Source organism: Nocardia miyunensis NBRC 108239 (genome assembly GCF_001613065.1).
Classification (GTDB): domain Bacteria; phylum Actinomycetota; class Actinomycetes; order Mycobacteriales; family Mycobacteriaceae; genus Nocardia; species Nocardia miyunensis.
The window spans coordinates 15,549-41,517 of the sequence record NZ_BDBQ01000064.1; the positions used below are offsets into that span (position 1 = coordinate 15,549).

At 65.8% G+C, this 25,969-nt stretch carries 25 protein-coding genes and 4 tRNA genes; 6 read left to right on the forward strand and 23 right to left on the reverse strand.

All coding sequences use genetic code 11. The features are described 5' to 3' along the window. Positions 1-251 precede the first annotated feature (251 nt). Positions 252-1,052 carry an IclR family transcriptional regulator gene (locus NM2_RS27565; RefSeq protein ID WP_067674430.1) on the forward strand — a complete coding sequence of 267 codons (801 nt, stop codon included), beginning with the start codon at positions 252-254 and terminating at the stop codon, positions 1,050-1,052. Between the two features lie 342 nt (positions 1,053-1,394). Here the strand turns inward: NM2_RS27565 and NM2_RS27570 are convergent, their stop codons facing one another. Beyond that, positions 1,395-1,964, reverse strand: a complete 570-nt coding sequence (locus tag NM2_RS27570) for a DDE-type integrase/transposase/recombinase (protein WP_218026006.1) — start codon at positions 1,962-1,964, stop codon at positions 1,395-1,397. A 92-nt stretch (positions 1,965-2,056) separates the two neighbouring features. After that, complete coding sequence (locus NM2_RS50985; protein ID WP_067674526.1) at positions 2,057-2,365, reverse strand: IS3 family transposase; 309 nt, start codon at positions 2,363-2,365, stop codon at positions 2,057-2,059. Between the two features lie 534 nt (positions 2,366-2,899). On the opposite strand from NM2_RS50985, the gene NM2_RS27585 reads away from it, so the two are divergent. Next, positions 2,900-4,138, forward strand: a complete 1,239-nt coding sequence (locus NM2_RS27585; protein WP_169816246.1) for an IS110 family RNA-guided transposase — start codon at positions 2,900-2,902, stop codon at positions 4,136-4,138. A 317-nt stretch (positions 4,139-4,455) separates the two neighbouring features. Here the strand turns inward: NM2_RS27585 and NM2_RS27590 are convergent. From NM2_RS27590 to NM2_RS27600, 3 genes are all read right to left on the reverse strand, one after another. Further along, positions 4,456-4,527 (reverse strand) — tRNA-Val (locus NM2_RS27590). A gap of 17 nt (positions 4,528-4,544) precedes the next feature. Further along, positions 4,545-4,615, reverse strand: a tRNA-Cys gene (locus tag NM2_RS27595). A 23-nt stretch (positions 4,616-4,638) separates the two neighbouring features. Then, a tRNA-Gly gene (locus NM2_RS27600) sits at positions 4,639-4,711 on the reverse strand. Between the two features lie 498 nt (positions 4,712-5,209). Between NM2_RS27600 and NM2_RS27605 the strand changes: the two genes are divergently transcribed. After that, positions 5,210-5,281: transfer RNA gene (locus NM2_RS27605), tRNA-Val, on the forward strand. 222 nt (positions 5,282-5,503) lie between these two features. Here NM2_RS27605 and NM2_RS49385 read toward each other — a convergent pair. Together NM2_RS49385 and NM2_RS27610 are read right to left on the reverse strand one after the other, a co-directional pair. Next, the gene (locus tag NM2_RS49385; protein WP_245718248.1) at positions 5,504-5,635 is read right to left on the reverse strand and encodes a hypothetical protein; all 132 of its coding nucleotides are present in this window, start codon (positions 5,633-5,635) and stop codon (positions 5,504-5,506) included. 46 nt (positions 5,636-5,681) lie between these two features. Next, positions 5,682-6,479 carry an enoyl-CoA hydratase/isomerase family protein gene (locus NM2_RS27610; protein ID WP_067674436.1) on the reverse strand — a complete coding sequence of 266 codons (798 nt, stop codon included), beginning with the start codon at positions 6,477-6,479 and terminating at the stop codon, positions 5,682-5,684. Here NM2_RS27610 and NM2_RS27615 point away from each other — a divergent pair. Next, positions 6,460-6,960, forward strand: a complete 501-nt coding sequence (locus NM2_RS27615; protein WP_067674437.1) for a TetR/AcrR family transcriptional regulator — start codon at positions 6,460-6,462, stop codon at positions 6,958-6,960. The two genes, NM2_RS27610 and NM2_RS27615, sit on opposite strands and share 20 nt — an antisense overlap. A 371-nt stretch (positions 6,961-7,331) precedes the next feature. Here the strand turns inward: NM2_RS27615 and NM2_RS27620 are convergent, their stop codons facing one another. The 3 genes from NM2_RS27620 to NM2_RS27630 all read right to left on the reverse strand — a co-directional run bounded on the left by NM2_RS27620 (position 7,332) and on the right by NM2_RS27630 (position 10,994). After that, entirely contained in the window at positions 7,332-8,540 is a 1,209-nt protein-coding gene (locus NM2_RS27620) for an acyl-CoA dehydrogenase family protein (protein ID WP_067674439.1), read from the reverse strand. Positions 8,541-8,617: 77 nt separating this feature from the next. Further along, the gene (locus NM2_RS27625) at positions 8,618-9,418 is read right to left on the reverse strand and encodes an SDR family NAD(P)-dependent oxidoreductase (protein ID WP_169816247.1); all 801 of its coding nucleotides are present in this window, start codon (positions 9,416-9,418) and stop codon (positions 8,618-8,620) included. Positions 9,419-9,635: 217 nt separating this feature from the next. Then, entirely contained in the window at positions 9,636-10,994 is a 1,359-nt protein-coding gene (locus tag NM2_RS27630; protein ID WP_067674442.1) for an MFS transporter, read from the reverse strand. 373 nt (positions 10,995-11,367) lie between these two features. Here NM2_RS27630 and NM2_RS27635 point away from each other — a divergent pair, with 373 nt between their 5' ends. Next, positions 11,368-12,693 (forward strand): aromatic ring-hydroxylating oxygenase subunit alpha, encoded by a 1,326-nt coding sequence (locus tag NM2_RS27635; RefSeq protein ID WP_084531612.1) that lies wholly within the window; start codon positions 11,368-11,370, stop codon positions 12,691-12,693. A 41-nt stretch (positions 12,694-12,734) separates the two neighbouring features. Continuing rightward, positions 12,735-12,935, forward strand: a complete 201-nt coding sequence (locus tag NM2_RS27640) for a hypothetical protein (RefSeq protein ID WP_067674446.1) — start codon at positions 12,735-12,737, stop codon at positions 12,933-12,935. Positions 12,936-13,269: 334 nt separating this feature from the next. On the opposite strand, the gene NM2_RS27645 is transcribed toward NM2_RS27640, so the two are convergent. From NM2_RS27645 to NM2_RS27705, 13 genes are all read right to left on the reverse strand, one after another. Further along, positions 13,270-14,232 carry an aldo/keto reductase gene (locus tag NM2_RS27645; protein ID WP_245718249.1) on the reverse strand — a complete coding sequence of 321 codons (963 nt, stop codon included), beginning with the start codon at positions 14,230-14,232 and terminating at the stop codon, positions 13,270-13,272. Between the two features lie 54 nt (positions 14,233-14,286). Further along, complete coding sequence (locus NM2_RS27650) at positions 14,287-15,477, reverse strand: NAD(P)/FAD-dependent oxidoreductase (RefSeq protein WP_067674448.1); 1,191 nt, start codon at positions 15,475-15,477, stop codon at positions 14,287-14,289. Continuing rightward, complete coding sequence (locus NM2_RS27655) at positions 15,477-15,692, reverse strand: ferredoxin (RefSeq protein ID WP_067674450.1); 216 nt, start codon at positions 15,690-15,692, stop codon at positions 15,477-15,479. The genes NM2_RS27650 and NM2_RS27655 overlap by 1 nt, the downstream gene beginning before the upstream one ends. 47 nt (positions 15,693-15,739) lie before the next feature. Further along, positions 15,740-16,675 (reverse strand): MBL fold metallo-hydrolase, encoded by a 936-nt coding sequence (locus NM2_RS27660; RefSeq protein ID WP_067674452.1) that lies wholly within the window; start codon positions 16,673-16,675, stop codon positions 15,740-15,742. Between the two features lie 137 nt (positions 16,676-16,812). Further along, complete coding sequence (locus NM2_RS27665) at positions 16,813-17,586, reverse strand: alpha/beta fold hydrolase (protein WP_067674454.1); 774 nt, start codon at positions 17,584-17,586, stop codon at positions 16,813-16,815. 5 nt (positions 17,587-17,591) lie between these two features. Continuing rightward, entirely contained in the window at positions 17,592-18,359 is a 768-nt protein-coding gene (locus NM2_RS27670; protein WP_067674456.1) for an alpha/beta fold hydrolase, read from the reverse strand. Between the two features lie 231 nt (positions 18,360-18,590). After that, a complete protein-coding gene (locus NM2_RS27675) occupies positions 18,591-19,799 on the reverse strand; it encodes a CoA transferase (RefSeq protein WP_067674458.1) in 1,209 nt (402 codons plus the stop codon). After that, a complete protein-coding gene (locus NM2_RS27680; protein WP_067674530.1) occupies positions 19,796-21,013 on the reverse strand; it encodes an acetyl-CoA C-acetyltransferase in 1,218 nt (405 codons plus the stop codon). Before NM2_RS27680 ends, NM2_RS27675 begins: the two co-directional genes overlap by 4 nt. A 29-nt stretch (positions 21,014-21,042) precedes the next feature. After that, positions 21,043-22,509, reverse strand: a complete 1,467-nt coding sequence (locus NM2_RS27685) for a flavin-containing monooxygenase (protein ID WP_084531613.1) — start codon at positions 22,507-22,509, stop codon at positions 21,043-21,045. Next, positions 22,506-23,246 carry an enoyl-CoA hydratase/isomerase family protein gene (locus tag NM2_RS27690; RefSeq protein ID WP_067674462.1) on the reverse strand — a complete coding sequence of 247 codons (741 nt, stop codon included), beginning with the start codon at positions 23,244-23,246 and terminating at the stop codon, positions 22,506-22,508. Before NM2_RS27690 ends, NM2_RS27685 begins: the two co-directional genes overlap by 4 nt. Then, a complete protein-coding gene (locus tag NM2_RS27695; RefSeq protein WP_067674464.1) occupies positions 23,239-24,450 on the reverse strand; it encodes a CaiB/BaiF CoA transferase family protein in 1,212 nt (403 codons plus the stop codon). Before NM2_RS27695 ends, NM2_RS27690 begins: the two co-directional genes overlap by 8 nt. Next, positions 24,450-25,241 (reverse strand): enoyl-CoA hydratase/isomerase family protein, encoded by a 792-nt coding sequence (locus tag NM2_RS27700; protein WP_067674466.1) that lies wholly within the window; start codon positions 25,239-25,241, stop codon positions 24,450-24,452. The genes NM2_RS27695 and NM2_RS27700 overlap by 1 nt, the downstream gene beginning before the upstream one ends. Positions 25,242-25,334: 93 nt before the next feature. Further along, positions 25,335-25,961 carry a nitroreductase family protein gene (locus NM2_RS27705; RefSeq protein ID WP_084531615.1) on the reverse strand — a complete coding sequence of 209 codons (627 nt, stop codon included), beginning with the start codon at positions 25,959-25,961 and terminating at the stop codon, positions 25,335-25,337. Between the last annotated feature and the right edge of the window lie 8 nt (positions 25,962-25,969).

Below are 25,969 nucleotides of genomic sequence, written 5' to 3' on the forward strand. Positions count from 1 at the left end.
CTTGTGTCGATCTGTTGACAGCACGTTGCGCTCTCTTCTATATTCGTTCAATGGAATTTAAATTCCATATTGCAGAAGTAGTTGTGGTAGCGTCGACCAGGCGTTCGACTACTGCTTCGCCCGCCTGAGGGGCGGGCGAAGCCCGGCATCGGCTCACGAAGCGTCTGCCGATGCCAGGAAATCGGCGCGAAACCCTGGAGCTTCCGGGGTGTCGGAGGCGGGCCTTCCGAACGGCGGGATCCGTTGTCAAGATGGTGGAAACGACGAGTCAGGAGGAGTTCGCCTTGGCCGACACGCAGGCGCGGGGCGCCGGTGGCGTGCAGTCCGTTGACCGCGCCTTCGAACTGCTGGAGCTGGTGGCTGATGCGGGCGGGGAGGCAACACTGTCTCAGCTCGCGGAGGCTTCCGGGCTGCCGCAGCCGACCATTCACCGGCTGCTGCGCGCGCTCATCTTGGGTGGCTATATCCGTCAGCAGCCCTCGCGACGATATTCCCTGGGGCCCAGGCTGATTCGGCTCGGCGAGACGGCTGGTAAGGTACTGGGCGCCTCGGCGCGCCCGCATCTGACCCAGTTGCGTGATTTGACCGGGGAGACCTCGAATATGGCTGTGCTGGACGGGGATCAGGTCGTCTACGTTGCGCAGGTGCTCTCCCCTCATGCGATGCGGATGTTCACCGAAATCGGCGAGCGCGTGGATCTACACTGCACCGCGGTCGGCAAGGCGGTGCTGGCGAGCCTGTCGCCCGCCGAGACCGACCGGATCCTGTCGCGAATCACCATGAGCCCCCGCACCATTCACACGATCACCGACGCGGCGGTGCTCCGCGAGGAGATCGAGTTCATCCGCGAGCAGGGCTACGCCGTGGACGACGGTGAACAGGAGATCGGCGTGCGCTGTTTCGCGGTCGCCATCCCGAACGCCCACACCCCCGCAGCCCTGTCCGTCTCCGGTCCCCAGGCCCGCGTCGCGGGTCTGGATATGGACATCATCATCCCGCTTCTGCAGGAAACCGCCGCCAGGCTGGGGCGCGATCTGTCCGCGGCGAACTGAGACGTCACAATTCCAGCTCAGACACGGGATGCGGATCGGGGAGGCGAATGATCGCCAGTGCCCCGCCTCCATCAAGGCGTATTCGTCGCCGATTGCCGTGATCTCGTGAACACTGCCGGGCTCGATGAGCTGCGCTGCCTCGATCTTCGGCTCAAGGTACGCGTCGATGCCGGTGAGTTCTGCCGTGCCGAAGTCCGATTGGGTGCTGGTGACCCAGGCGTGCACATCCGGCGCGAGCGCATCCCTCGTTCTATCCCGATCATGACGACTCCATGCTTCTATATGGGCACGTGCAACATTGATCGCCGTTGAGTCCTGTGCATTCATCCGCTCGGCCGCGGCTCACTTCGAAGGTGGAACGACGCAATCCAGAGACGGCCGCGCTTCGCGGCGAGCTCTGTCTCCAGGGCTCCCGAACGGGCTTCCGTGGCCGATCTCGAGATAGTCGCGCAGGCTCGTCATGTAATGGTTCCAACTGCCACGACGGGCCACGGCGTTGTTCACCGCGGTGACCGCCAATCGCGATTTCATGCGCGAGTCGATCGAGTAGCCGACGATCCGGCCCGAGAAGACATCCTTGACCGCATAGAGATAAAGTTTCCCTTCGCTGGTGCGATGTTCGGAAATATCGCTGAGCCACAGCGTATTTGGTCGTTCGGCAGTGAAGTTCCGTTTGACGAGATCGTCGTGGACCGCGGGTCCCGGGCGGGTGGACTTTCCGCGGGATCGTTTGCCGAACACACTCCACCAACGTTGTGACGAGCAGATCCGCCACGCGGTCCGCTCGGCCATCGCCTCACCGGCGTCGCGGGCATCATCGGCGAGGAACCGGTACCCGAACTCGGGATCGTCCCGGTGAGCATCGAACAACGCATTGGCCCGATACGCCTCGGTGACCTCGGCAGAGGTCACGGGAGCATTCAGCCAGCGATAGTAGGGTTGGCGAGCAAGCTGCAATACCCGGCACGTCACCGATACGGGAATCCCTTCGGCGGCAAGCTCTTTCACGAGCGGGTAGAGCCTTTTCCCGGTAGATGAGCCTGAGACAGATACGCCGCAGCGCGGCGCAATACCTCGTTCTCTTGTTCCAGCAGACGATTGCGGCGGCGTAGTTCCCGCAGCTCAGCAGACTCACCGGTCGGGACACCAGGCCGGTTCCCGTCGTCGATCTCGGCTTGGCGCATCCATTTCGACAACGTCCCCGGATGAACACCGAAATCAGCGGCGATCTGCTCGAGAGTCACCCCGTCCTCACGATTACGGGCGACCCGAACCACATCGTCACGGAACTCCTGCGGATACGGCTTGGGCACGTGAACATCCTTCCAGGCCCACCTCCCGGCAAGCCAGATCGATGTCACCTACTTATCCCGTAACGATTGTTCGGTGGTCCCAGACCCCTTCTTCTCCTTGACCTTTGAGATCTCGAAGGAGCTGGGCCAGGCACTGCTGGATGATCGTTCAAAACAGGTCCGGTCGCGGCGACTCCTGGATGTCACCGTGGAGCCACGAGTCCTTCGGATAGATCGCGAGCGTCGCGGCCGGGGCGAGCAGCGGCGCGGCAACGGAAACGACACGGATGGAGACGGTGTGTCGATGCCGTCTGTCCGTCGTCAGCGGCTGAGATTGCTCGTGGCTCGAGCCGGCCCGCACGACCGGGCGCCCCGTCAATCGTAAGCTTCGAGCTCTGGGAGAGATCGGCGCCGTGCGGGTGAGCTGGGATCGCGAACAGCTCATCGGAGGCAAGCCCGAGAGAGGCTCGTAAGTAGGGTGCTGCGCGTTCTCGCTGCGGTTCTGGGCCATCGGAATACATCTGATGGAGGACTCGATTGAGTATTTACTGTGGCATGGACTGGGCCGAAGGTCACCACGATATCGCCATCGTCGACCGAGACGGCAGGCTGCTCGCGAAGAAGCGAATCGCCGACAACCCAACGGGTTTCGCTGAGCTGAACCAGCTGCTGGCCGACACGGGCGACACCCAGGACGACCCGATTCCGGTCGCGATCGAGACCCCGCGGGGGCTCATGGTCGCTTCCTTGCGCGCGACCGGGCGACCAGTGTTCGCGATCAACCCGATGGCCGTGGCCCGTTACCGCGAACGCCATTCGGTGGCTCGCGCGAAGTCCGACCACGCCGACGTGATGACCCTGGCCAACATTTTGCGAGTCGATGCCCATCTGCATCGTCGACTCCCCGCCGACAGCGAGCTGGCCCAAGCTATCGCAGTTCTCGCGCGCGCCCAGCAGGACGCGGTCTGGAGACGCACGAAAGCCAGCAACGAACTGCGATCTCTGTTGCGCGAGTATTACCCGGCATTCCTGGACACCTTCGCAGGCCGCTCAGCCACCAACTTGGCCAAACCCGAAGCACGGGCAATCCTCGCCATCGCGCCGATACCCGCTGCGGCAGCGAAACTGACCAAGACGCGAGTGACCGCAGCACTGCGCCGCGCTGGCCGACAGCGTGGTATCGACCAGCTCGCTTCCGCGATCATCGCCAGCATGCGGTTGCCGCAGCTGCGGCACCCCGGACCGATCGAGCACGCAATGGGTCAGCAGGCCCTCGCATTACTGGGGATGCTCAATGCCGCATGCACTGGCGCTAGCGAGCTGGAACAGGCTGCGGCCGAACAGTTCAGAACGCACCCGGATTACGCCATCATCACCAGCTTCCCCGGGCTGGCCGACCTCACCGGAGCGCGCATGCTCGCCGAGATCGGCGACGACCGCCGCCGATTCGCCAACGCCCGCGCACTCGAGGCATACGCCGGATCAGCGCCCGTAACCCGGGCTTCCGGCAAAAGCATCTCCATCACCCACCGCAGGATCAAAAATGACCGCCTGGCCGCCGTCGGCTGGATCTGGGCCACCACCATGGTCGTCCTGCCAGGCCCCGCCCAACAGCACTACCGGCGCCGGCGCGACCACGGCGATCGCCACGCTCCCGCGGTCCGCCACCTGTTCAAGAAGATGGTTGGCCAACTCCACCACTGCCTGCAAACACGCCAGACCTACGATCCCGTCAAAGCCTTCGCAGATCAGCCTCCTCACCCGCCGGCACCCGAATCAGCCACCGCAGCTTGACAGTTAGCGGAATCGGAGGTCTATCCGTACAGCAGCCCCGACGGGACTGCGCAACACATCGGTGTCGATGATGCTCGCCCGCGGCGTCCCACCCCTGGTGGTCGCCGCCTGGCACGGCCACGACCCGGCAGTGTCGCTACGGATCTACAACCAGACCCGGCCCGAGGATCTGCGGGCCGCAGGGTCAGCCCTTTTCGGCTCCCCGGCCATTGATAGCAAAACCACTTGGCAGACTCTTGGCAGGATGGCGGGTTTCGGACATGAAAAACAGCAGGTCAGCCCCGGTAAAAACCGGGGCTGACCTGCCTTTTCTTCGGTGCGCGATACTGGGATTGAACCAGTGACCTCTTCCGTGTCAGGGAAGCGCTCTCCCGCTGAGCTAATCGCGCGTGGTTCGCCTACTAAGAGGCGGCGACGGGAATCGAACCCGTGTGCACGGCTTTGCAGGCCGTTGCCTCACCACTCGGCCACACCGCCAACCAAGGCCGGGTTGGCCTTCGAGCGGATGACGGGATTCGAACCCGCGACCCTCACCTTGGCAAGGTGATGCGCTACCAGCTGCGCTACATCCGCATGCACTGTAATGTGCAGTGTGCCTCCGTCCGGCTTTTTTCTGCCTTCCGGCTGCGAGAGAGAACATTAGCCCACCATCGGCGCCATCAACAAATCCGCTGGTAAGAGCGGGTAAATCGGAATTACATCCCTGTCGTTCCGCAGGCCGGGCTCGCTATCGGACCCCAAGGCGTCACCTCCCGTTCAGGCTTCGCGCCCAGCCGACGCCACCACACCCCCGAAGCCTCCCCCTACACACGACACCGCTCGACGGATCGCTCAGAAGCCATGTCCGCCAGTCCAGTTCGAATATGAGGCAGAAACCGGCCAACCCCGGCGTACAACTCCGTCGCGAATCCGCACCACCCACAGCCGCCGCCGAACCCATCCGACGCCCTGTTCGCCCCATCGAGAACTCCCAGGTAGAGCCGCGATTTGGTAGGACCCGGGTGATGCGTGTTAAAGTTTCATCTCGTTCGGAACGGAGCCCCGCTCCCCGCCGAAAACCCCGCACCACCTGGTCCTATAGCTCAGCGGGAGAGCGCTCGCCTCACACGCGAGAGGTCGCTGGTTCGAAACCAGCTAGGACCACAAAACGACGAAGCCGCAGGTTAACGTCCTGCGGCTTTGTTGCATAGGTGTAGTTATCCGAACCGTTTCTGTGCTTCAGCGCGCCCAGCCGCGGCATATCGTGCAGGAACTTCCGGATGGGCTCGTGGCCGTCGCTGCTAACGGTCGATGGCGGAAGTCAACGGTGGCACGTGCGCTGGCCATAGCTGAACGAGTGAGTGTCGACGGTGGAGCCCGGCATACTCAAAGCGTACGCGACCGGCCCACCAACTCCTGCGCCCCAGAGGTATCGATATCGACCACGGCCACCGACGCTCCCGCCGCATACAACGCATCCCCGATGGCGGCGCCGATGCCGCGACCGCCACCGGTCACGACCGCCACCCGATCGGCCAACCCGCTGTGTACGATCGGCTTCTCGCTAGTGGAACAGGCCGTCGGCGTACAAGCCGAATGCTTCGTGGGCGGCGCCGAATCCCAAGTCCTGTACCAGCCGTCGCTTCCAGGGACGCTGCGCGATAGCGTGCGTCAGCCGCCGTGCGGTGCGGGGGCGGGTCATGATCGACTCGGCGAGCTCCCAGGCACGCGGCAGCAGACGGTCGGCCGGCAGGACCTCGTTGACCAGTCCGAGCTCCAGGGCCTGCTGGGCACCGATGGGCAGCCCGGTGTAGAGGTGGTAGGCGGCTCGTTTGGTGCCGATGAGTTCCTGCAGGGTGAGTTGCTGGCCATCACCCGGTGCGCTGCCGGCCAGCAGATGCGGGTCGATGATGGTGGCGGTCTCCGCGGCGAGGGTGATATCGGAAAGCAGGGCGAACTCGGTGTGCGCGATGCTCGGTCCGTTGATCGCCGCGATCGTCGGGATGTCGATGCCGAACACGAAGTTCTCCAACAGTTTCGTCAGGTCGTAGAAACCGTGCTCGTAGGCGAAGTCCTTAGGGCGCGCCCCGGAGGCGAGGTCCCTGACCGCGTCGGCGGGGTCGAGGGCCGCCGATTCCGGTATGCCGAGCCACTGGTCGCCGGTTCCGGTGAGGATCAGCACCTCGTTGTCGGGATCGTTGCCGATCTCCTGCCACGCTTGGGCCCACGCGTTGTGCGTGGCGAAACCGAAACGCGCGGGGCCGCCGTCGGTGTGCATCCGAAGCTCGATGATGCCGTTGCGGCGTTGCATGACGAAGTAGTCGGCGCACTGTGACCAGCTGATGGATGCCGCGCGGGCCACCTTCGCGACCGAGGGCGTCGATGCGTCGCTGCGGGAGGTAGCTCGCCGGGCCGGTGTGAATATCGCGACGCTGTATCGGCATTTCCCGAACCGGCAGGCCCTGTTGGAAGCGGTAGTCCGCGACCTGTTCGACCACCTCACCGCGCGCGCCGACATCCTGGCCGACGCGGACGACGGGCTTTTCACCTGGATGCGCGAACTGGTCGACGCATTGAACGCCTACGGCGGTCTGCCCGGCGCGGTACAGAGTTCGCTGCAGGATCCGGCCTCGCCGTTACACGAGGCCTGCAGCAGGCTGGGCAGCGCCGCCACCAACCTGCTGACCAGTGCCCGAAACGCCGGCCAGGTACGAGCGGACTTGCAAACACACGAAATACTGGCCACCGCCAACGCGGCGGCGTGGTTGGGGCAACCCCCCGCCGGGCTGTCCTCGCACCGTTACCTGGACCTCTTCACCGAGGGGTGGCACCGCGACCCGTGAACCCGAGTAAGTCGCCTGGGGAATCGTGTGCTCACGGTGCTGCTCTCCGGGACGGGTGTGCACGTGGATCGGTGGGATCCGTCGTGAGGAGTGCGGGTGATCCGGGACGAGGGAGTCAATCGGGTTCGGGGAACTCCCGGATCGGCGTATCGGCGTAGTCGGACCACAGTGCCGTCCGCACCGGCCGGCACGTCGTTCTCGGCCGAAGAAAACGAGTGTCATGCCTGGCGACGATCCGCATCCAGTCAGCCCGAGAGCCCGATCTGCGGTGCGCACGATGCGAAATACCTCGAGCCGTCCCGAGGAGAGGAGAACAGGCTGACGTCCTGCCGCGGCTTCGCCCGCTGCGCCCCGGACGAACCGCGCCGCGATCAGACTCTGTAGTCGCGCAGCAGACCCCGGCTGATGATGGTCTTCTGGATCTCGCTGGTTCCCTCGCCGATCAGTAGGAACGGAGCCTCGCGCATGAGGCGTTCGATCTCGTATTCCTTGCTGTATCCGTATCCACCGTGAATGCGGAAGGCCTCCTGGGTGACCTCCGCGCAGTATTCGCTTGCGAGGTACTTGGCCATACCGGCGGCGACGTCGTTGCGTTCGCCGCTGTCTTTCAAGCGGGCGGCGTTGACCATCATGTGGTGGGCGGCCTCGACCTTGGTCCCCATTTCGGCGAGCTTGAACGCGATGGCCTGATGTTCGGCGATCGGTTTGCCGAAGGTCTTGCGCTGCTGGGCGTAATCCACCGCCAGCTCGAACGCCCGCACGGCGATGCCGCATGCTCGCGCGGCGACGTTCACCCGGCCGACCTCGATACCGTCCATCATGTGCGCGAAGCCCTTGCCCGACGCGCCGCCGAGGATCTGGTCGGCGCCGATACGGAATCCGCTGAACACCGCTTCGGTGGTGTCGACGCCCTTGTACCCCATCTTCGCGATCTTGCCGGGGATGGTCAGCCCCGGTACCACTTCGCCGTACCCCTCGGGTTTCTCGACCAGGAAGGTCGTGAGCCGACGATGCGCCTTGACCGGTTCGGCCCCCTCGGCCACACCGTCGTCGGTTTTGACCAGCAGCGCGATCAGATTCGAGGTTCCACCGTTGGTGAGCCACATCTTCGCGCCATCGATCACGTAGTCGTCGCCGTCGCGGCGCGCTCGCGTCTTGATCGCCGCGACATCGGATCCCAGGTCGGGCTCCGACATCGAGAAGGCGCCGCGGATCGTCCCCTCCGCCATTTTGGGCAGATAGTGCTGTTTCTGGGCTTCGGTGCCGTGCTGGCGCAGCATATAGGCGACGATGAAATGCGTGTTGATCACGCCGGATACGCTCATCCAGCCCCGCGCGATCTCCTCCACCACCAGTGCGTAGGTGAGCAGCGACTCGCCCAGTCCGCCATAGGCTTCCGGGATCATCAGACCGAACAGGCCCATTTCCTTCATGCCGTCGACGATGTCCTGCGGGTAGGCGTCGGCATGTTCCAGGGCCTGAGCGTGCGGGATGATTTCCTTGTCGACGAACGAACGTACCGTCGACAGGATCTCCTTCTGAATGTCGGTGAGACCGGCAGTCTGTGCCAGACGAGTCATAACCAATTCCTCTAGTTATTCGGAGAGCAGGGCGGGGCCGGTGGCGATGATCGGCGGCGCGATCATCGATCCCGCGGCTATGTCGTAACCGGGCTCCGGAGGGTCAGTCCGCCATCCGCGAACACGATCTGACCGGTGACCCAGTCGGTTTGCAGAAGTGCCACCACCGCCTGCGCGATGTCCTCGCCCGTGCCGTGGCGCTGCTCGATCGGGACGTATCTGACCGCGCTGGAAGCGAAGTCGGCGGGACGAGCGTCGGAGTTCTTCGTGGCCACCGAATCCGGCCGGTTGGCGCCGCCCATCGGGGTCGCCATCATGCCCGGCCCCACCGCGTTGACCCGGATTCCGAGCGGGCCCAACTCCGCGGCCGCCACCCGGGTCAGCTGGTTCAACGCCGCCTTCGAGGCCGAGTACGCGGCCAGACCCGGTTCGGCCACCGGCCCGGAGGACATACTCGAGATATTGAGGATGGCCCCGGAACTGCCCGTGACCGAGACCCGCCGCGCGAACGACCGCATGCAGTTCGCCACCCCGACGACATTGGTCCGCATGACACGATCCCAGGTCTCCGGCGCGGTGAAGACCCTCTCCCACTCCTGTTCGTTCGCCGACGTCGCGAGCGGGCTGATCCCACCGGACACCGCGGCGACCGTCACCAGAACCGTGGGAACACCGTACTCCGCGACGGTCCGGTCCATCGCCTCCTCCACCGACTCGACCGAACCCACATCACAGGTGATCACATCGCCGGAACCGCTCTCCGCGAACAGATCCCACGCCACCGCACGGGCTCCGCGCTGCTCCAACAACGCGATCACACTGCGGCCGATCGCACCGGTGCCACCGGTGACCACGGCAATCGCTCCGTCGAGTTCCATCCGAACCTCCATCGCCACGGCAAGATCCGCGGTCTTCCTCATCCGACACTCACACTCCCAGGTGCGAGCCCCGCAACACCATTGCCCACAAGCGGCATGCAACGAATTATCCGAGCTTGTCCCGGTCGGAACACAAGCATAATTGCATCGCGGAACTTAACTAGAATACCCTAATAATGGTCGGTGCGAATCCAACCCCCCCATCCTCACCGGCCTGTCACACAGGTTCCGGCGCGCGGCTGTCGTCCGATCCGCCCTGCGCACCGATCGGGGAACGGTACGTTTCACCGGCCACAATCACGCCGATCAGCGCGAGTACGGCGGTGCCCGCCGCGAAGACGGCGAGCCAGATCGTGCTGCCGCCCGAGGCCGACTCGATCCAGATGGCGATCAGCGGTGTCAACGCGGCGCCGAGCGCATTGGCGAACTCACGGCTGAGCCCGAATCCACTCGAGCGCAGCTCGGCGGGGAACAGTTCGGCGAAGAAGGTTCCTCCGGCGGCGAAGATCGCGCCGTTGCCGACCCCGATCGCCAGAACCATTGCGACCCAATATGTCCAGGCATGACCGTGGCCGGTCATGGGGAAGAAGACGAAGGCGAAGACGGCAGAGAAGGCGAACCCGCCGACCAGCACCGGCATGCGGCCGATGCGATCGGACAGCCGACCGAACACGGGAGTCACCACGAGGGCCGTAGCCGCGCCGGCGAGTGTGCCGATCAGGACCGTATCGGTGTCCAGGCCGAGCTCGCGATGAGCGTAACTCAAGGCGAAGGCCTGGTAGAAGAACGACACCGCAGCCGTGCCGTAGGCAGCTGCCGCTACGCACAGCACAGCTTTGACATTGGTCCTGAGCAGCCGCAGCAGCGGCGAACGCTCGCGCCTGCCCTCCTGCCGCAGCTCCTCGAAAACGGGAGTCTCCGGCAGCCCGCTGCGGAGCCAGAGACCGAAGATGAACAGCACGAAGCTGACCAGAAACGGGATACGCCATCCCCAGGTGAGGAATTGGTGATCGGGCAGCAGCACAGCGAGCGTCAGCACGATGTTGGCCGTCAGATTGCCGCCCCAGATGCCCATGCCCGGCAGTGCGCCGGCCGATCCCCGTCGCCGGTCATCGGCGAACTCGACCGCGACGATCGTCGCGCTCCCGAACTCCGCGCTGGCACCGAGGCCCTGCACGATGCGGAGCACGACCAGCAGGATCGGGGCCGCCACACCGATCTGGTTGTACGTCGGCAGGAGGCCGACCAGTGTGGTCGCCGAGCCCATCAGCACCAGGGTGAGAATCAGGATCCGCTTGCGGCCGATACGATCACCGAGGCGGCCGAAGATTATCCCGCCGATCGGCCGGAACAGGAAGCCGACCGCGTAGGTCGCCAGTGACTGGATGGTGCCGACGAGTGGATCCGACCCGGGGAAGAACAGCGGACCGAATACCAGCGTCGCGGCCAGGCTGTACACGGTGAAGTCGTAGAACTCGAGGGCGCTTCCGATGATCGCCGCGACATTCGCGCGCCGGGCGCCGAATGCGACCGCTGCCGGTCCGGGTGAATGCGGGAGGGAGGTGGCTCGTAACATGATCAAGACCTCTCATGAAATGTGTCGAAGCCGACAGCGTTAAGACTGTAGGGAACCAAAACATAATTAACAAGCCCCTATCATGTTCCGAGCTCCGGACTTCGGCGAGAGCGCGACGGTGGCGCGCGATAAATCTGCAGCTCAGAGGGATTACTGTGTTACCGAGACGCGAGTCGGCAGCACCCGACCTTGCGCAACATCGGGTACGCAAGTTATGCTTCAGCTATTAACATAATTAGCGGCTCTTGGCTAGAGCGGTAGCACACCGCTTCCTTCGCACTCTGCCCGTGGATGGTGATCAACTTTGTCTCAGGACCTCAATGGCTCGACCGGTCCGCGTGTCCAGGACGTTCTCGAGCGAGAACATCGACACGTGCCCGACGCCCTGCGCCGCGAATCGGCGACCGATCTCGGTGTCGAAGCGATCCCCATGGAGCGATACCTCTCGCGCGAGTTCCACGAACTCGAGGTCGAGAAGGTGTGGCGCAGGGTCTGGCAGATGGCATGCCGTGAGGAAGCTATCCCGAACGTCGGCGACCACATCGTGTACGACATCGTGGATGATTCCTTCCTCATCGTGCGTACCGGCCCGAACGAGATCAAGGCTTTCGTCAACGCCTGCCTGCACCGCGGCCGCCGACTGCGCACCGAAGGCGGCTGCGTGCCGAACTTCCGCTGCCCGTTCCACGGCTTCACCTGGAACATCGACGGAACATTCGCGGAGAACCCGAGCAGCTGGGACTTTCCGCAGATCAACTCCGAGCGCTTCAGCCTGCCGCAGGTCAAGGTCGACACGTGGGGCGGATTCGTGTTCATCAACATGGACCGCAACGCGCCGCCGCTCGAGGTTTTCCTCGAAGACCTGCCCGACCACTTCAAACATCGCCCGCTCGAGGATCGCTACACCTCGATCCACATCGCCAAGGTCATCCCCGCGAATTGGAAGGTGACCGCGGAGGCATTCCTCGAATCCTTCCATCTCGTCGCCACGCACCCCCAGCTACTCGGCAGCACCTCGGACGAGAGCACCGAATATTCCGTGTGGCCCGGCCGTCGCCACATCAGCCGGGCGATCACGGTCGCGGGGCACTCGAGCCCGCACATGAAGGGCACCGACGACGACACCATCATGTCGAACTATCTGCTGAACCGGCAGTACTACGGGCGCGCCATGGAAGGCCGCGATCTCGTCGCGGACGATCTGGCTGTCGGTGAGGGCCAGACCCCGCGTGAGTTCATCGCGGAACAACTGCGTAACCAGCTGAAGCCGCTACTCGGGGAGGAGGCCGCCGAGGCCGCGACCGACTGCGAGATCCTGGACCCGATCGCCTACACGGTGTTCCCGAACTTCGCGCCCTGGATGGCGGCCGGTCCGTCGCTGGTCTACCGCTTCCGCCCGAACGGTGACGACCACGAGTCGTCCATCATCGACGTCATGTTCCTGAGCCCCTATCCCCCCGGCACCGAACGGCCACGTCCCGCCGAGGTCAAATGGCTTCGGGAGGACCAGGAGTGGACCGACGCCGAAGAACTCGGCCGGCTGGGCCCGGTACTCAACCAGGATGCGAACAACATCCCGGAGGTCCAGCGGGGCATGAAGACTCTGCAGCACTTCCGCAGGGGTCTGATGATGTCGCGGTATCAGGAATCCCGAATCCGTCACTTCCATCAGACCCTGATGGAGTACATCAAGCAGTGACCGGCACGTGCCCGCGATCGGAACGAGAGAGGATGAGGTCGATGCAGGTCAGGCATCCCTTGTACAACCAACTGTTCGAGCAGCAACCGGACGGCCTGGTCCGCGTCGAGGACCTGGACCAGCGCAAGGTCGGATACTTCGACCGGCACGGACGTCACGTGCGCGGTGAACTCACCTGGGCGGACCCCCAGTTGATCGACTGGGTGGGTGGTCGGCCCCTGCCTCTCGCTCACGAGTCCTGAACCACTCCGCACGAGGCCGTCACCCGGCCTCGTGCGGAGCACAGGGCCCCGACGTGCGATCCACGCCGGTCGTCCCCAATCCGTGCTGGGTGTTCCTGTGAGGGGCACCCAGCACGGATGCGTTTGCGGGCCTGCGCAGGCGAATCGGCAGCGTCCGCGCCGATCCACGAACGAGTCGCCCGGACGATGACACGGACACGGCGGTCAACCACCCGCCCACGTAAGAACGGCTCCGGCCCAGTGACTGTCGCGCGCTGGGCCGGAGCCGTTGGTGTGCGGTTGTACGAATGAATGCGCTCGCGAAAGCGGGAGCCGGTCCAGCAGTCCCCTACGCCTATCGGACTGCTTCCCGCTTGGTCAGGCCGTCGAGCTCGGCCAGGTCGGCCGTCGACGGCTGCCACTGTGCCGCACGAACGTTCATCCGGACTTGCGCGGCGCTGGTGGCGCCGGCGATGACCGAACAGACGGCAGGCTGGGCGGCGAGCCCGCCGACGGCGACCTCCAGCAACGACAGCCCTCGCGCCGTGGCGAACTCCTCGAGTTTCTCGACGATGTCGAAGTTCTCGGCGCTCAACAGCGAACGCTGACCCCACACCTGAATACGGCTCCCTTCCGGGACAGCCGCATCGCGCCGATACTTCCCGGTCAGCAGTCCGCTGGCCAGCGGGTAGTACGGCAACAGCCCGATGCCGTATTCGAGCAGCGCCGGAACGATGTCCTTCTCCGGATCACGGCGCAACAGGCTGTATTCGTTCTGCGCGCTGACGAAGTGCTCGAATCCGCGCTGGCGCGCGGTCCACTCGGCGTGTGCCACCTGCCAGCCGGTGAAGTTGGAGTGCCCGATGTACCGGATCTTGCCTTCCCGGATCAGGTCGTCGAGCACCGACAGAGTCTCCTCGATCGGGGTCGCGGGATCGGGGCGGTGCATCTGGTACAGGTCGATCCAGTCGGTCCGAAGGCGGCGCAGCGAGGCTTCCACAGCCCGCCGGACATATCGCCGTGCGCCGCGCGCGTTCCAGTCGTCACCGTTGTCGTTGCCGAGGCGTCGCACGTCACTGCCGAACTTCGTGGCGATGACGACGTTGTCCCGGTGGCCGTGCAGAATCTCGCCGAGGCGTTCTTCCGACGCGCCGTAGGTGTCCGCGGTGTCGAACAGGGTCACCCCGGCATCCAGCGCGGCGTGCACCACCTCCCGAGACGTATCGAAGTCGAGCTTCATCCCGAGATTGTTGGTTCCCAGCCCGACCACCGAGACGACGAGGCCGGACTTGCCCAGCCTGCGCAATGGCATATCCATGTGCCACCTGACCTTCCCCACCGGACCCGGCCCGCTATGGCCGGGGCCCGGGATTCACCCTGCGGCCCGGTTGGCGCTCAGGGTCTCGATCTCCTTGCGGTAATGGCCGTACCGACCGGCCAGTCCCAGCAGTACGACACCGACCACTATCCCCTCACGGTAGTAGCCGACAGCGGCCTCACCGCTCAGTTCTCCCTCGAGCAGTCGGATCTCACCATCGCCCAGCCCCGGCGCACCGAATGCCTGCAACCGGACCGGGCCTTGATGACTCCAGAACGCCGGAACCGGCGCGAAGACATGCTCGGCAGCTGTGCCGCCGAGCTGCGCGGCGAGCACCTGACCAGCTCGTTTGGCCGTATCGACGGCGGTGACCCAGTGTTCGACACGTCGCGGGACCTCGTCGAACAACATGTTCGGGAACCGTGCGACATCCCCGCAGGCAACGACGTCGGACCGGCCGCCGACTCGGCAATCGGCATCACACAGGACACCGTCGGACAGGTCCAGTCCGTTGCCCGCGAGCCATTCGACATTCGGGATGCTCCCCACCGCCTCGAGCACGGCGTCGGCGGCGAGTTCGGTCGAATCCGCGAGCCGCACGCCACGCACCCGGTCCGCACCGAGGAATTCCACCGGAACCGTGCCGAGGTGGAATTCGATGCCCAGTGCTTCCAGGCGCCGCTGGATCTCCGCACCCACCATCGCGCCCAGCGGCCGTTCGACAGGAACCGCTTCCGGCGCCACGACGTGGGTTTCGATCCCGCTCATGGCCGCCGCGGCGGCGACTTCACAGCCGATGAACCCCGCACCGACGATGACCAACCGGCGGGCGCTGCCGATGCCTGATACGAACCCGGCCTGGTCGTCCAGTGTCCGCAGCACGTGACGTCCGAGCATCGGCCCTGGAAGGTCGAGCCGACGCGGTCGCAGACCGGACGCGACGACGAGGCCGGTCCAGGACAGCACCTCGCCCGAAGCGAGTCGTAGGGTGCGTGCTGCCAGATCCGCGCTGGTGACGGTCTGCCCGAGTCGCCATTCGACATCCGTGGCGTGCCGTCCCGGTTTGAGCCATTCCGCTTCGGGGACATCACCGATCGAGGTCTTCGACAACGGAGGCCGGTTGTACGGCATGTGCGGCTCGTCACCGACGACCGTCACTTGGCCGCGGAACCCAGCTTTGCGCACTGCCTCGGCCGCACGCAGGCCCGCCAGCGACGCACCGACCACGACAACTCGTTGCGTCATCAGTCGACTCGGCGAATGGCCTGGACAGGGCACATATCGATCGCTTCTTCGACATCTTCGGCGACAGCGTCGTCCAGTTCGCCCGACAGGTACTCGTCCTGCGCGGCCGCACGGAACGACAATTGCCCCTTGTCGTCCAGTGCGAAGACCGACGATGCCGAATAGGTGCACTGACCGTGGTTCTGGCACATGGTGAGGTCTACGGCGATTTTCATAACTCTCCGATCGGAATCGTGGCGCGCCGCGATGGCGGCGGCAGCGGTCAGGCTCGGCTGTGCACCGGGTGCCCGAGCCAGGCTTCGGTGTCGCGCCACATGGCCGGCATGTCGATCCGGCCGTGGCCGGTCCGCTCGTCCAACTCGTGCATGGCGCGGTAGATGTTGCCGACGATGCGTTCGCTGTCCAGCCAGTCGGCGAACTCACCCAACTGGGCGTCCTGCGCGACCTGCAAGGGAGTTCTCCCCTCGGCGAGTCCGCTCGCGGCCAGTTCGAGGATGAACTGCACGTACCGCTCGGTCTCATCGATGACCGATGCCGAGCAGATCGCGCCGTGACCGGGGACCACGAATTCGGGGTCCAGCTTGCGCAACTGTTCGAGAACCGGCAGGAATCCGAGCGCGCTGCCACCGACGAAGGTCGGTGTGCAGTCCTTCAACAGCAGGTCCCCGGCGAACAGCACCGATCGCTCCGGGACGAACAGCGCCGTATTGCCCGCACAGTGGGCCACGCCAGGGAAGAACGCCTCGACGGTCATGTCTCCCACATGGATTCGGGCGCACGTCTCGTAGGTGATGGTCGCGGCTGTGGGGCGGCTGTCGCCGAAATCGACCGTCGTGAACCGCCGGGCCGAGGCGCCGGCGTCCATCCGCAGTACCGCCTCGCGGGTGCTGGTGTGGGATATGACCGTCGCCTCGGGGAACCAGCCGTTGCCGTAGACATGGTCGCCGTGGTGGTGGGTGTTGACCAGGAAGTTCAGGCCGCCGGGCGCGGACTCGAGCACCATTTCCCGCAGGATCCGGTTGCGCCGTTCGGTGAACAGCGTGTCCACCAGCACCGAGACGCCGTCGGCGCAGATCAGCCCCGCGTTGCTCAAACCCCAACTGCCATCGTCCTGGACGATGGCGAACACTCCGGGAGCGAGCATCTGCTTGCGCGGGTAGGTCTCCGCGGATAGCGCGTCTGCGTCGACAACGCTCATCTTGCAGTCCGTTTCCGGTCACATCCGGGAAGCCTCGATGTCGTCCGGGACATCGCGAGCAACCGTCGCCGCATCTGCGCAGTAACCTTGTTAGAGGAATCCATAATTAGGGTCGTTACACGATAAAGAGGCGACGGTCACCCGTCGGCCGAGGCGGCCAGCGCCGCGATCTCCGAGGCCACCACCTCGGGTTTGGTCCAGTACACCGGTAACCGCTCGGTGTCGACGACCACCTGCCGCGCCCCGGGGACCGCGGCCGAGAACCTGTTGTCGGCGTCGAAGAGCGGATCACCCGGATGGGACAGCAACGTCACCGGGCACCCGATCCGGTCGATCACCTTCGCGGGCTCATAGGTGTAGACGGCGTGGAAGGCGCGATAGGCCGTCTGCTGGTCCCGGGCGACACCGGCGACGAGCCTGCTGCGCATCTCGGCGTCATAGGTGTCGGGCTCCCAGAGGAAGGTGTCGAGCAGATGGGAGCCGTCGTCGGCGACCGGCGGAACCGCTCGTACCACCTTGGCTCCGCGTACCTCATCGGTGTAGAAGGGCAAGCCGCTCAACGCGATTCCGTGCACCCGCTCGGCTACCGTCACCGCACCCAGGTGCAGTGCCAGACTGCCCCCGGTATGCGCGCCGTAGAGAACGATCTGGTCCAGGCCGAGAGTCTCGATCGCCGCGCCGACGGTCTCCGCGTACTCCTCGATGCTGGTGGGGGCGACCGGACCGTCCGATTCCCCGTATCCGGGCGAATCGAACGCGACCACCCGGAAGGTGTCGCTCAGCAGCGGAATCAGCCGCTGAAACGCGGCATGGTTGAGCGGGGTCTCGTGCAGCAGGACCACGGTCCGGGGTCCCGAGCCCGTGGACGAATAGTGCAGCTGGCCCCACCTGGTATCGACGTAACCGCGCATCGTCCTCAGCCCTCCCCGAGCAGGGAGCGCACTTGTTCGGCAACGCGGGCCGGCTGTGTCCAGTACAGCGGCAAGCGCTCCGAGGGCACCATGACCTGTCGTCCGTCGCTCACGATCTTCAGGCCCATGCAGTCGCCGTCGTAGAGCGGGTCCTGCTCGTGCGAGAGGAACAGCACCGGCGCGGAGATCTTCGGCAGCGCCTCGCCAGGCAGGTAGGCGTAGACCGAGTGATACGCCCAGAATGCCCGGTCGGGGAACTCGCAGACGGACCCGGCCATCCGGCTGAGGAGTTCGGCGTCGTAGATCTTCGGCGGGCGGTTGAAACTTTCCAGCAGGTGCTGGCCGTCGTCCCGGAACGCCGGGACCACGGCGGGCACCCGGGCGCGCCGCACCTGTTCCTCGTAGAAGGGAACGCCGATCAGGACGACGCCGTCCACCCGGTCGTGCGCGCCGTTGGCGGCCAGTTCGACGGCGAAGTCCGCGCCGGTGTGCGCGCCCAGCACGGTGAACCGGTCCACGCCCAGGGCATCGATGCCCTCGAGGAAGGTGGCGGCGTACTCCTCGATGGTCGTGATGCCCTGCGGCGGGTCCGACTCACCGTAGCCCGGTGTGTCGAAGACGATGACGCGGAACGACTCCGCCAGCTCCGGCGCCAGTCGCTGATAGGCGCCATGACTGAGCGGCGTTTCGTGAAACAGCACGATTGTGCGATTGCCTGCCCCGGTCGAGGAGTAGTGCAGTTGCCCCCACCGAGTGTCGACGTAACCGCGCATTGCGTTCACCTTCCAATCAAATTATGTATTCGTGGGTTCGGCACTGTCCCTGTGCGAGTGTGCCGAGCCGCGCCACCGGTATCGAACTGCGGCGCATGGCAATATGACGAGACGTCCGCCTCGATGGAGACCCACAGTCCGCGTACGGACGGTGTTAATTATGTTTACTATACCAACATTTGAGGCCAATTGTGTATGGCTTTTATCGCGCGAGCGGCCGAGACGGCGTCGTCACGGTGTGGCGATCACGCCGTCCGCCGCGAGACGGCCGATTTCGGCCGTGGACAGTCCGAGCACCTCGCCCAGCACCGCTTCGGTATCGCGGCCCAGCGCCGGCGCCTCGCCGGGCTCCCCGTAGTGCCCGTCCCACCGCATGGGCGAGCGAGCGGTGATCGCCTCGCTCGCACCCGGCAGGCGGACATCCGCCAGGACGGGATGCCCACCGTCCCGGTGTGCCGCGACGACGTCGGTCATCGCCGTATAGCGTCCCCACACGACCCGAGCCGCATCGAGTTCCTCACTGACGCAGGAGAACTCGCGTGCCTCGAACCAGGGCCGCAGCACCGCGGCGATGGTTTCGCGCAGCCGGTACCGGTCGGCCTCCCGGGCGAGATCCACCTCGAGGGCCGGTTCGAGCGCGGCGAAGACGTGCTCGGTGCCGGTCGCCTTGCACAACGCGTCCCACTGGCCCTCCGTCAGCGCTACCACCATCACCCGGACGCCGTCGGCGCACGCGAAGTCGGAACCGAAGCTGCCGTAGAGATGATTACCGTGCCTCGGTCGGTCGCTGCCGCGGTCGGCCACCTCCGACAACCATCCGAGGTTCGCCACACCGGCGAGCGCGACGTCGGCGAGCGCAAGCTCGAGATATGCGCCGCGGCCGGTCCGGGACCGATCGTGCACCGCGGCCAGGACACCGGTCGACACGGTCAGCCCGGCGATCAGATCCCACGCCGGAAGAACATGATTGACCGGCACACCGCCCGGGTCGCCGCCGGTCAGCTGCGGTACCCCGATCTCGGCGTTGACGGTGTAATCCACCGCGGGCCGGCCGTCGGGATATCCCTGGACCCGCAGGTGGATCAGGTCCGGACGCTGGGCGGTCAGCACCGAATTGGCCATCCAGCGTCGTCCGACGACGTTGTCGACCAGGATCCCGCTGTCCGGGCCGGGCGCGCCGATCAATGCCAGCACCAGTTCCCGCCCGGCATCGGAGCGCATATCGATCGACACCGAGCGCTTGCCCTTGTTCAGCGAGGTCCAGTAGTAGCTCTGGCCATCCGGGCCGAGCGGCCATCGCAGATGATCACTGCCGCCGCCCACCGGGTCGATGCGGATCACCTCGGCGCCGAGCTGGGCCAGGGTCATGCCCCCGGTCGGGCCTGCGACGAAGCTGGCGCATTCGACCACACGCAGTCCGGACAGCGGCGCGCGAGTCATCCGGCTACCCGTTCGAATACCGCGGCCAGCCCCTGACCACCGCCGATGCACATGGTCTCGATCCCGTAGCGGGCATCTCGCCGGACCATCTCACGCGCGAGCGTCGCCAGGATCCGTCCGCCGGTGGCACCGACCGGATGACCGAGGGAGATCCCCGAGCCGTTCACATTGAGGCGGTCGAAATCGCTCGGGGTCAAACCCCATTCGCGTGTGCACGCGAGGACCTGGGCCGCGAATGCCTCGTTGAGCTCGATCAGATCGATGTCCTTCAACGCCAGCTGCGCGCTGTCGAGCGCCTTCGCGACCGCGGGGACGGGCCCGATGCCCATCGTCCGCGGCGGCACTCCGCCCACACCCCAGGACACCAGTCGCACCAGCGGCCGCAGCCCGTAGGCGGCGGCGGTCTGCGGCGTGGTCACCACGCACAGGGCCGCACCGTCGTTCTGACCGGACGCATTGCCCGCGGTGACCGTGGCCTCGGGGTCGTCCCGCCCCAGAACGGGACGAAGTCGTCCGAGCGCCTCGACCGAGGTGTCCGGCCGGATGTGCTCGTCCCGGTCGACGATGACGGTGTCCTTGCGCCGCTTCACCTCCACCGGAACGATCTCGTCGTCGAAGTAGCCCGCCGCGGCCGCGGCGGCGGCGCGGTGGTGGCTGCGGACCGCGTACTCGTCCTGTTCCTCGCGCGGGATGGAATACTCCCGGCGCAGATTCTCCGCCGTCTCGAGCATGCCACCGGGCACCGGAAAGTTCTCGCCGCCAGCCGTCAGGCGACCCGTCGCAAGCGAATCCTGAAGCAGCACACCAGGACCCGGCCGCACACCCCACCGCATCGAGGTGGAGTAGAACGACGCGTTGGACATGGATTCCGCCCCACCGGCCAGCACGAGCCGGCTCGCACCCGAGGCCACCTGCATGGCCGCGTACAACACCGCCTGCAAGCCAGAACCACACCGGCGATCGATCTGCAGGCCCGACACGGTGACCGGCAGGCCCGCGTCCAGCGCCGCGACCCGCCCGATCGCCGGTGCGTCCATGGTCGGGTAGCAGTTCCCGAGCAGGACGTCGTCGATCGCTTCGGGCGGCAGGTTCGTCCGTTCGAGCAACGCCCGGATCACCGTCGCGGCCAGTTCGTGCGGCGGTACATCACGCAGTGCGCCGCCGAAGCCGCCGACCGGTGTGCGCAGTGGCTCGCAGATCACCACGTCGTTCACTTCGGTTCCTTTCATCACAGCCTCGGAATTCAGCTCAGTGCCTCGACGGGAAGACCGAAGGTCTCGAAGTCGTCCAGGTTCAGCTCGTCGTATTGCCGACCGTGTTCCGCACGCGTGAACGGCCAGATCACCTGTGTGCCACTGGCATCGGTGTACCAGTTGTCGCACAGCGAATAGGTGGTCTGCGGCAACTTCTCGCGGATGGTGTCCACGAAGCGGTCCGTCGCGGCCCGGGTCGGCGCGATCGGGGTTCGGTCCCGCTCGATGACGGCGAGCAGCCGCAGCAGATAACCGACCTCGTCGCGCAGGCACAACGGGATGGCCAGCGAGTTGATCGGCGCGAACGGCCCGTTGAGCAGGAACAGATTCGGCATCTGCGGCAGACCCACGCCGCGATAGGAGAACACCGCCCCCTGCCACAGCTCGTCGAGTGTGACTCCGTTCGCGCCGGTGATCCGCATGGGACGCATATAGGCGTGCGTATCGAACCCGGTGGCGAACACGATGACATCGAGCGTGTGCTTGACGCCCGTGCCGTCGACGACGCCGTCGTGCTCGATATGGCCGAGCGGACCGAACACGGGCTGCACGTTCGGACGCTGCAACACCCGGTAGTAGTCCGGGGATTTCGGGATCCGTTTGCAGCCCAGCGGCTCGGCGGGCGTGAGTTTGCGCCGCAGTGCGGGGTCGGGGATCTCCTGCTCGAGCACGTCGAGGAAGCGCTGATTCGCCGCATCGCGATCGGGGCCCGGTTCCAGTCGCCAGGTTTCCGGGCCGTCGGTCTTGACGCGGAGCCGCGCCATCCGCGTGTCCCAGTACTTGGCCAGCGCCGGAATCCGGAGCAGCAGCTTCTCGAGCCAGGAGATGCTGGGATTCTCCTTGATCTGGATCCACTGCGGCGTGCGGATGAAATGGACGACGTCGTGGCCGCGTTTGCCGAGTTCGCTGACGATCTGGATGCCGCTGGACCCGGTGCCGATCACACCGACGCGTTTGCCGGTGAAGGACAGCGAATGGTCCCACCGTGAGGAATGGAACGCCGTTCCCCGGAAGTCGTCCATGCCCTCGATGCGCGGCATCTTGGGCACACGCAGGAAACCGGTCGCCACCATCGCCACGTCGAACACATGCGTTTCGCCGTCGGTGGTCACGATCTGCCACACTCCGTCGTGCCACGAAGCCTCGGCGACCTCGCTGCCGAATCGGATCAGCGGGTACAGCCCCTTCCTGCGCGCGAACGATTTCAGGTAGGCGCCGATCTCCACACCGGGTGCGTAGCGCTTGGACCAGGTACTACTGCGCATCTCCGCGAACTCGTAGCTGCGGGTGATGACATCGACATGTAGCCCCGGGTAGTCGTTCTGCAGCCAGGTGCCGCCGACATCGGAATTCTTCTCGAAGACGACGACCTCGTAGCCGCTTTCCTTCAGCCGGTAGGCCGCGTACAGCCCCGCCATTCCCGCACCGATGATGCCTATGCGTAGCCGAGCGCTCATGCCCGCTTCTCCTCGCTCCCGGAATCTGTACTGGTCTTGTCGGCGGCGAGCCGAGCCTGCTCGGCGGCCTCGTGGACTGCCGCCTCGGCGAAACGCTCGCGCAGCCCGGCGCGCATGGTGACCCGGATACCGCGCACCGCCGGCGCCGGATTCCCGGCGAACTGTGCGGCGAAAGCGATTGCCGCGGAACGCAATTCCGTGGGCTGCACAACCATGTCGGTCAGTTCGGCCGCGTATTCGGCGCCAACGGAAACGCGTTCTCCGGACATGAGCATGCGAGCCGCCCGCTGCGGGCCGACCAGTCGCGGCAGCGTCACCGAGGTGCCGAATCCGTGGTGCAGACCGAGCGTGACGAAGTTCGGCCAGAAGTACGCGTCCGCGGCGCAGACCCGGAAGTCCGCGGCGAGCGCGAGGCCGAAACCCGCCCCGATCGCACCACCCTGCACCGCCGCGATCCAGGGCGTGGCGATGTCGAAAAGTCCTGCGGCGGTGCGGTAGACGCTGGCCGAATCGTCGCCCGGCCCGCGGGGCGCGCGGAAGTCGCGCCCCGCGCAGAAGTGCTTGCCGTCGGCGGCCAGGACGATCGCACGACAATCCGGATCGCTGTCCAGATCACGTAATGCATTGATGACCGCGTCCAGCACCGAGCGGTTCAGATAGTTGTTCGGCGCCCCGCGCATCGTGACGACACCGACCGCGGTAGCCGCGTCGGTCTCCATCGTCACCAATTCACTCATGCGCGCTGCCCCGCACCGCTGCGACCGGATCGAGATACTCACGAGCGAGCCAGGCTCCCCCATCGGAAAGCCGGTCGATGATCGCGGCCTGATGCTCGCCCAGTTCCGGCGGCGGCAGTTCGGCACGGCACGGTGTAGCGGACAGTTTGACCGCGGGTCCGGGCATCTTGATCTTGCCCAGTCGGGCGTGGTCCATCTCGACGATCATCTCCCGCGCCGCGGTCTGCGGATCGTTGATGACGTCTTCCACGGAGTTGAGCGGACTGTGCGGAATTCCCCCCTCGGTGAGGGTCCGCACCCAGTACTCGGTGGTCTCCTCCTGGAAACGGCCATCGAGCAGGGCCTTGAGTTCCACCCGGTTCGCGACTCGCCTGGGGTTCTCGTCGAAGCGCGGGTCGGTGCCCAACTCCGTCAGCCCCATCGCGGTCATCATGCGACGGAACAGCCCGTCGTTGAGTGCGCCCGCGATCACGTAGCCATCCTTGGTCGGGAATGCCTCATAGGGAACGACGTGTGGCGCAGCCGACCCCATTTTCCGCGCCGGCGCGGTGCCGGTCGCGAAGTAGCCGACCGCCCGGTACAGCAGCCACGCGATCTGGGTCTCGAACATCGACGCCTCGACGTATTGGCCCTGCCCGGTCCGTTCGCGGGCGGCCAGCGCGAGCAGCACGGCCTGGTTGGCGTACATGGCCGCGCCGATATCGCAGATGGAGATGTTCGCGCGTACCGGCTCGCCGCCCGGGGTTCCGGTGCTGGCCATCATGCCGACGAACGCCTGCATGATCGCGTCGTAGGCGGGTTGCTCGCTGCGCGGGCCGGTCCGGCCGAAGCCGGAGATCGAGCAGTACACGATCCTAGGATTGACCCGGGCGATCTCCTCGTAGGAGATGCCCAGTCGCGCGGTCACCCCGGTGCGGTAGTTCTCCACCAGCACATCGGCGGACCGGCACAGGTCCAGGAAGATCCGGCGGTCCTCGTCCTGTTTGAGATTCAGGACCATGGACCGCTTGTTGCGGTTGAGGGCCAGGAACTCCGCGCCCTGGTCTCCCCAGAACGGCGGGCCCATCCGGCGGGAGGGGTCACCGCCGGGCGGCTCGATCTTGATCACGTCCGCGCCCGCGTCACCGAGCATCATCGTGCACAACGGCCCGGCGAGCACGGTGGTCAGATCCAGGACCTTCACATTCTGCAGCGGCATCGTCATCAGCGGCTCACCTGCGCAGTCTCGGTCGTTCCGCCCTGCCGGACACGCACCCCGAAGTCCGGAGCCATCCGCGCGATGACCCGCACCTCCTTGGCGTACTCGATGCCCTGCTCGTAGGTCATGTCGGTCACCGCGCGCACGATGTCCTTGGTCAGCCGCACCGCGGAGGGATCGTGCGCGGCGACCGTCCCGGCGAACTTCACGGCGACGGCGAATGCCTCACCGCGGCCGACCACCCGACTGACCAGGCCCAGCCGCTCCGCACGAGCGGGATCGATCCGCTCGCCCGACAGCACCAGTTCCATGGTCGCCTTGCGGCCCACGGTCCGTAGCAGCGTCGGAATCACCGTCGCCGAGGGAACCCCGGCGACGACCTCGGGGAACCCGAGGCGGGTGTCCTCCTCGACGATCGCGACATCGCACCAGTTCATGAGGTTGCATCCGGCGCCGAGGGCGAAGCCGTGCACGGCGGCCACGGTGGGCTTCGCGTAACCCCACAGGGTCTTGTTCAGTACGAGGATGGCGTTGTATTCGTCCCGGTCCTCCAGGGCCGACGCCGCTCGCATCCGGCTCAGGTCGGCGCCCGCGCAGAACCCGCGTCCAGCGCCGCGCAGCACCACCGCGCGGCACGCCGGGTCCTGGGCGAGCGCGCTCAGGGACCGAGTGAGCGCGTCGACGATCGACGGGCTCAGCGGGTTGCGCCGATCCGGTTCGTTGAGCGTCAAAATACCGATGCCGTCGGTGATTTCGACCAGAACCGGATCCGCGGATGCTGGATCTGTTGGTTGCATGGATGTGCTCCTCGCACTGTTCGAATCTTGGTTGTCACGGCGTCGCGAACACCGATGCGGCGCTCGAGCCCGGCCGTGTGGTGGATGTGGTCGCTACCAGCGGTCCCAGTGCACGACCTCCTCGACCGGCCGCCGACGCACCGGCCCGTGCGGGCGCGCCGGGAATCCGACGGGTATCAGCGCACCCATGTGGACGTCGTCGGGGATGCCCAGCAATTCCCGCAACTCGCTCTCGAACGGTGCGTGGAAGCTGGTCATCGCCGCACCGAGGCCCGTCGCCCGCGCCGCGATCAGCAGGTTCTGCGCGGCCCCGAACATCGCCGAGTGGAGCAGGTCGATCTGGGGAGCCTGCGGCGGGAAGATGTTTCGTCCGCAGACGAAGATCAGCACCGGGACATCGCCGAGGTTCTCCAACAGATTCAGCGACCCGGCCCGCATAGCGCGATGGTCCGGCTCCGCCTCCTGAACCGACCCGACTGTCGCCGCGATCGGCGAGATCACCTTCCCGATCTGCCCACGCAGCGCCGGATCGGTGACGACCAGGAAGTGCCAACCCTGCGAGTTGCCGGGATTGGGTGCTCTGGTGGCGGCCCAGAGCAAGGTCCGGATCTTCTCCTCGGGGACCGGCGTCGGCTCGAACCAGCGCATGGTCCGTGCCGTCGCGATCGCTTCGAGGGCGTCCATGCCGGAAACCGGACCGGCCGACGTCTCGTCGGTCATGGCACTGC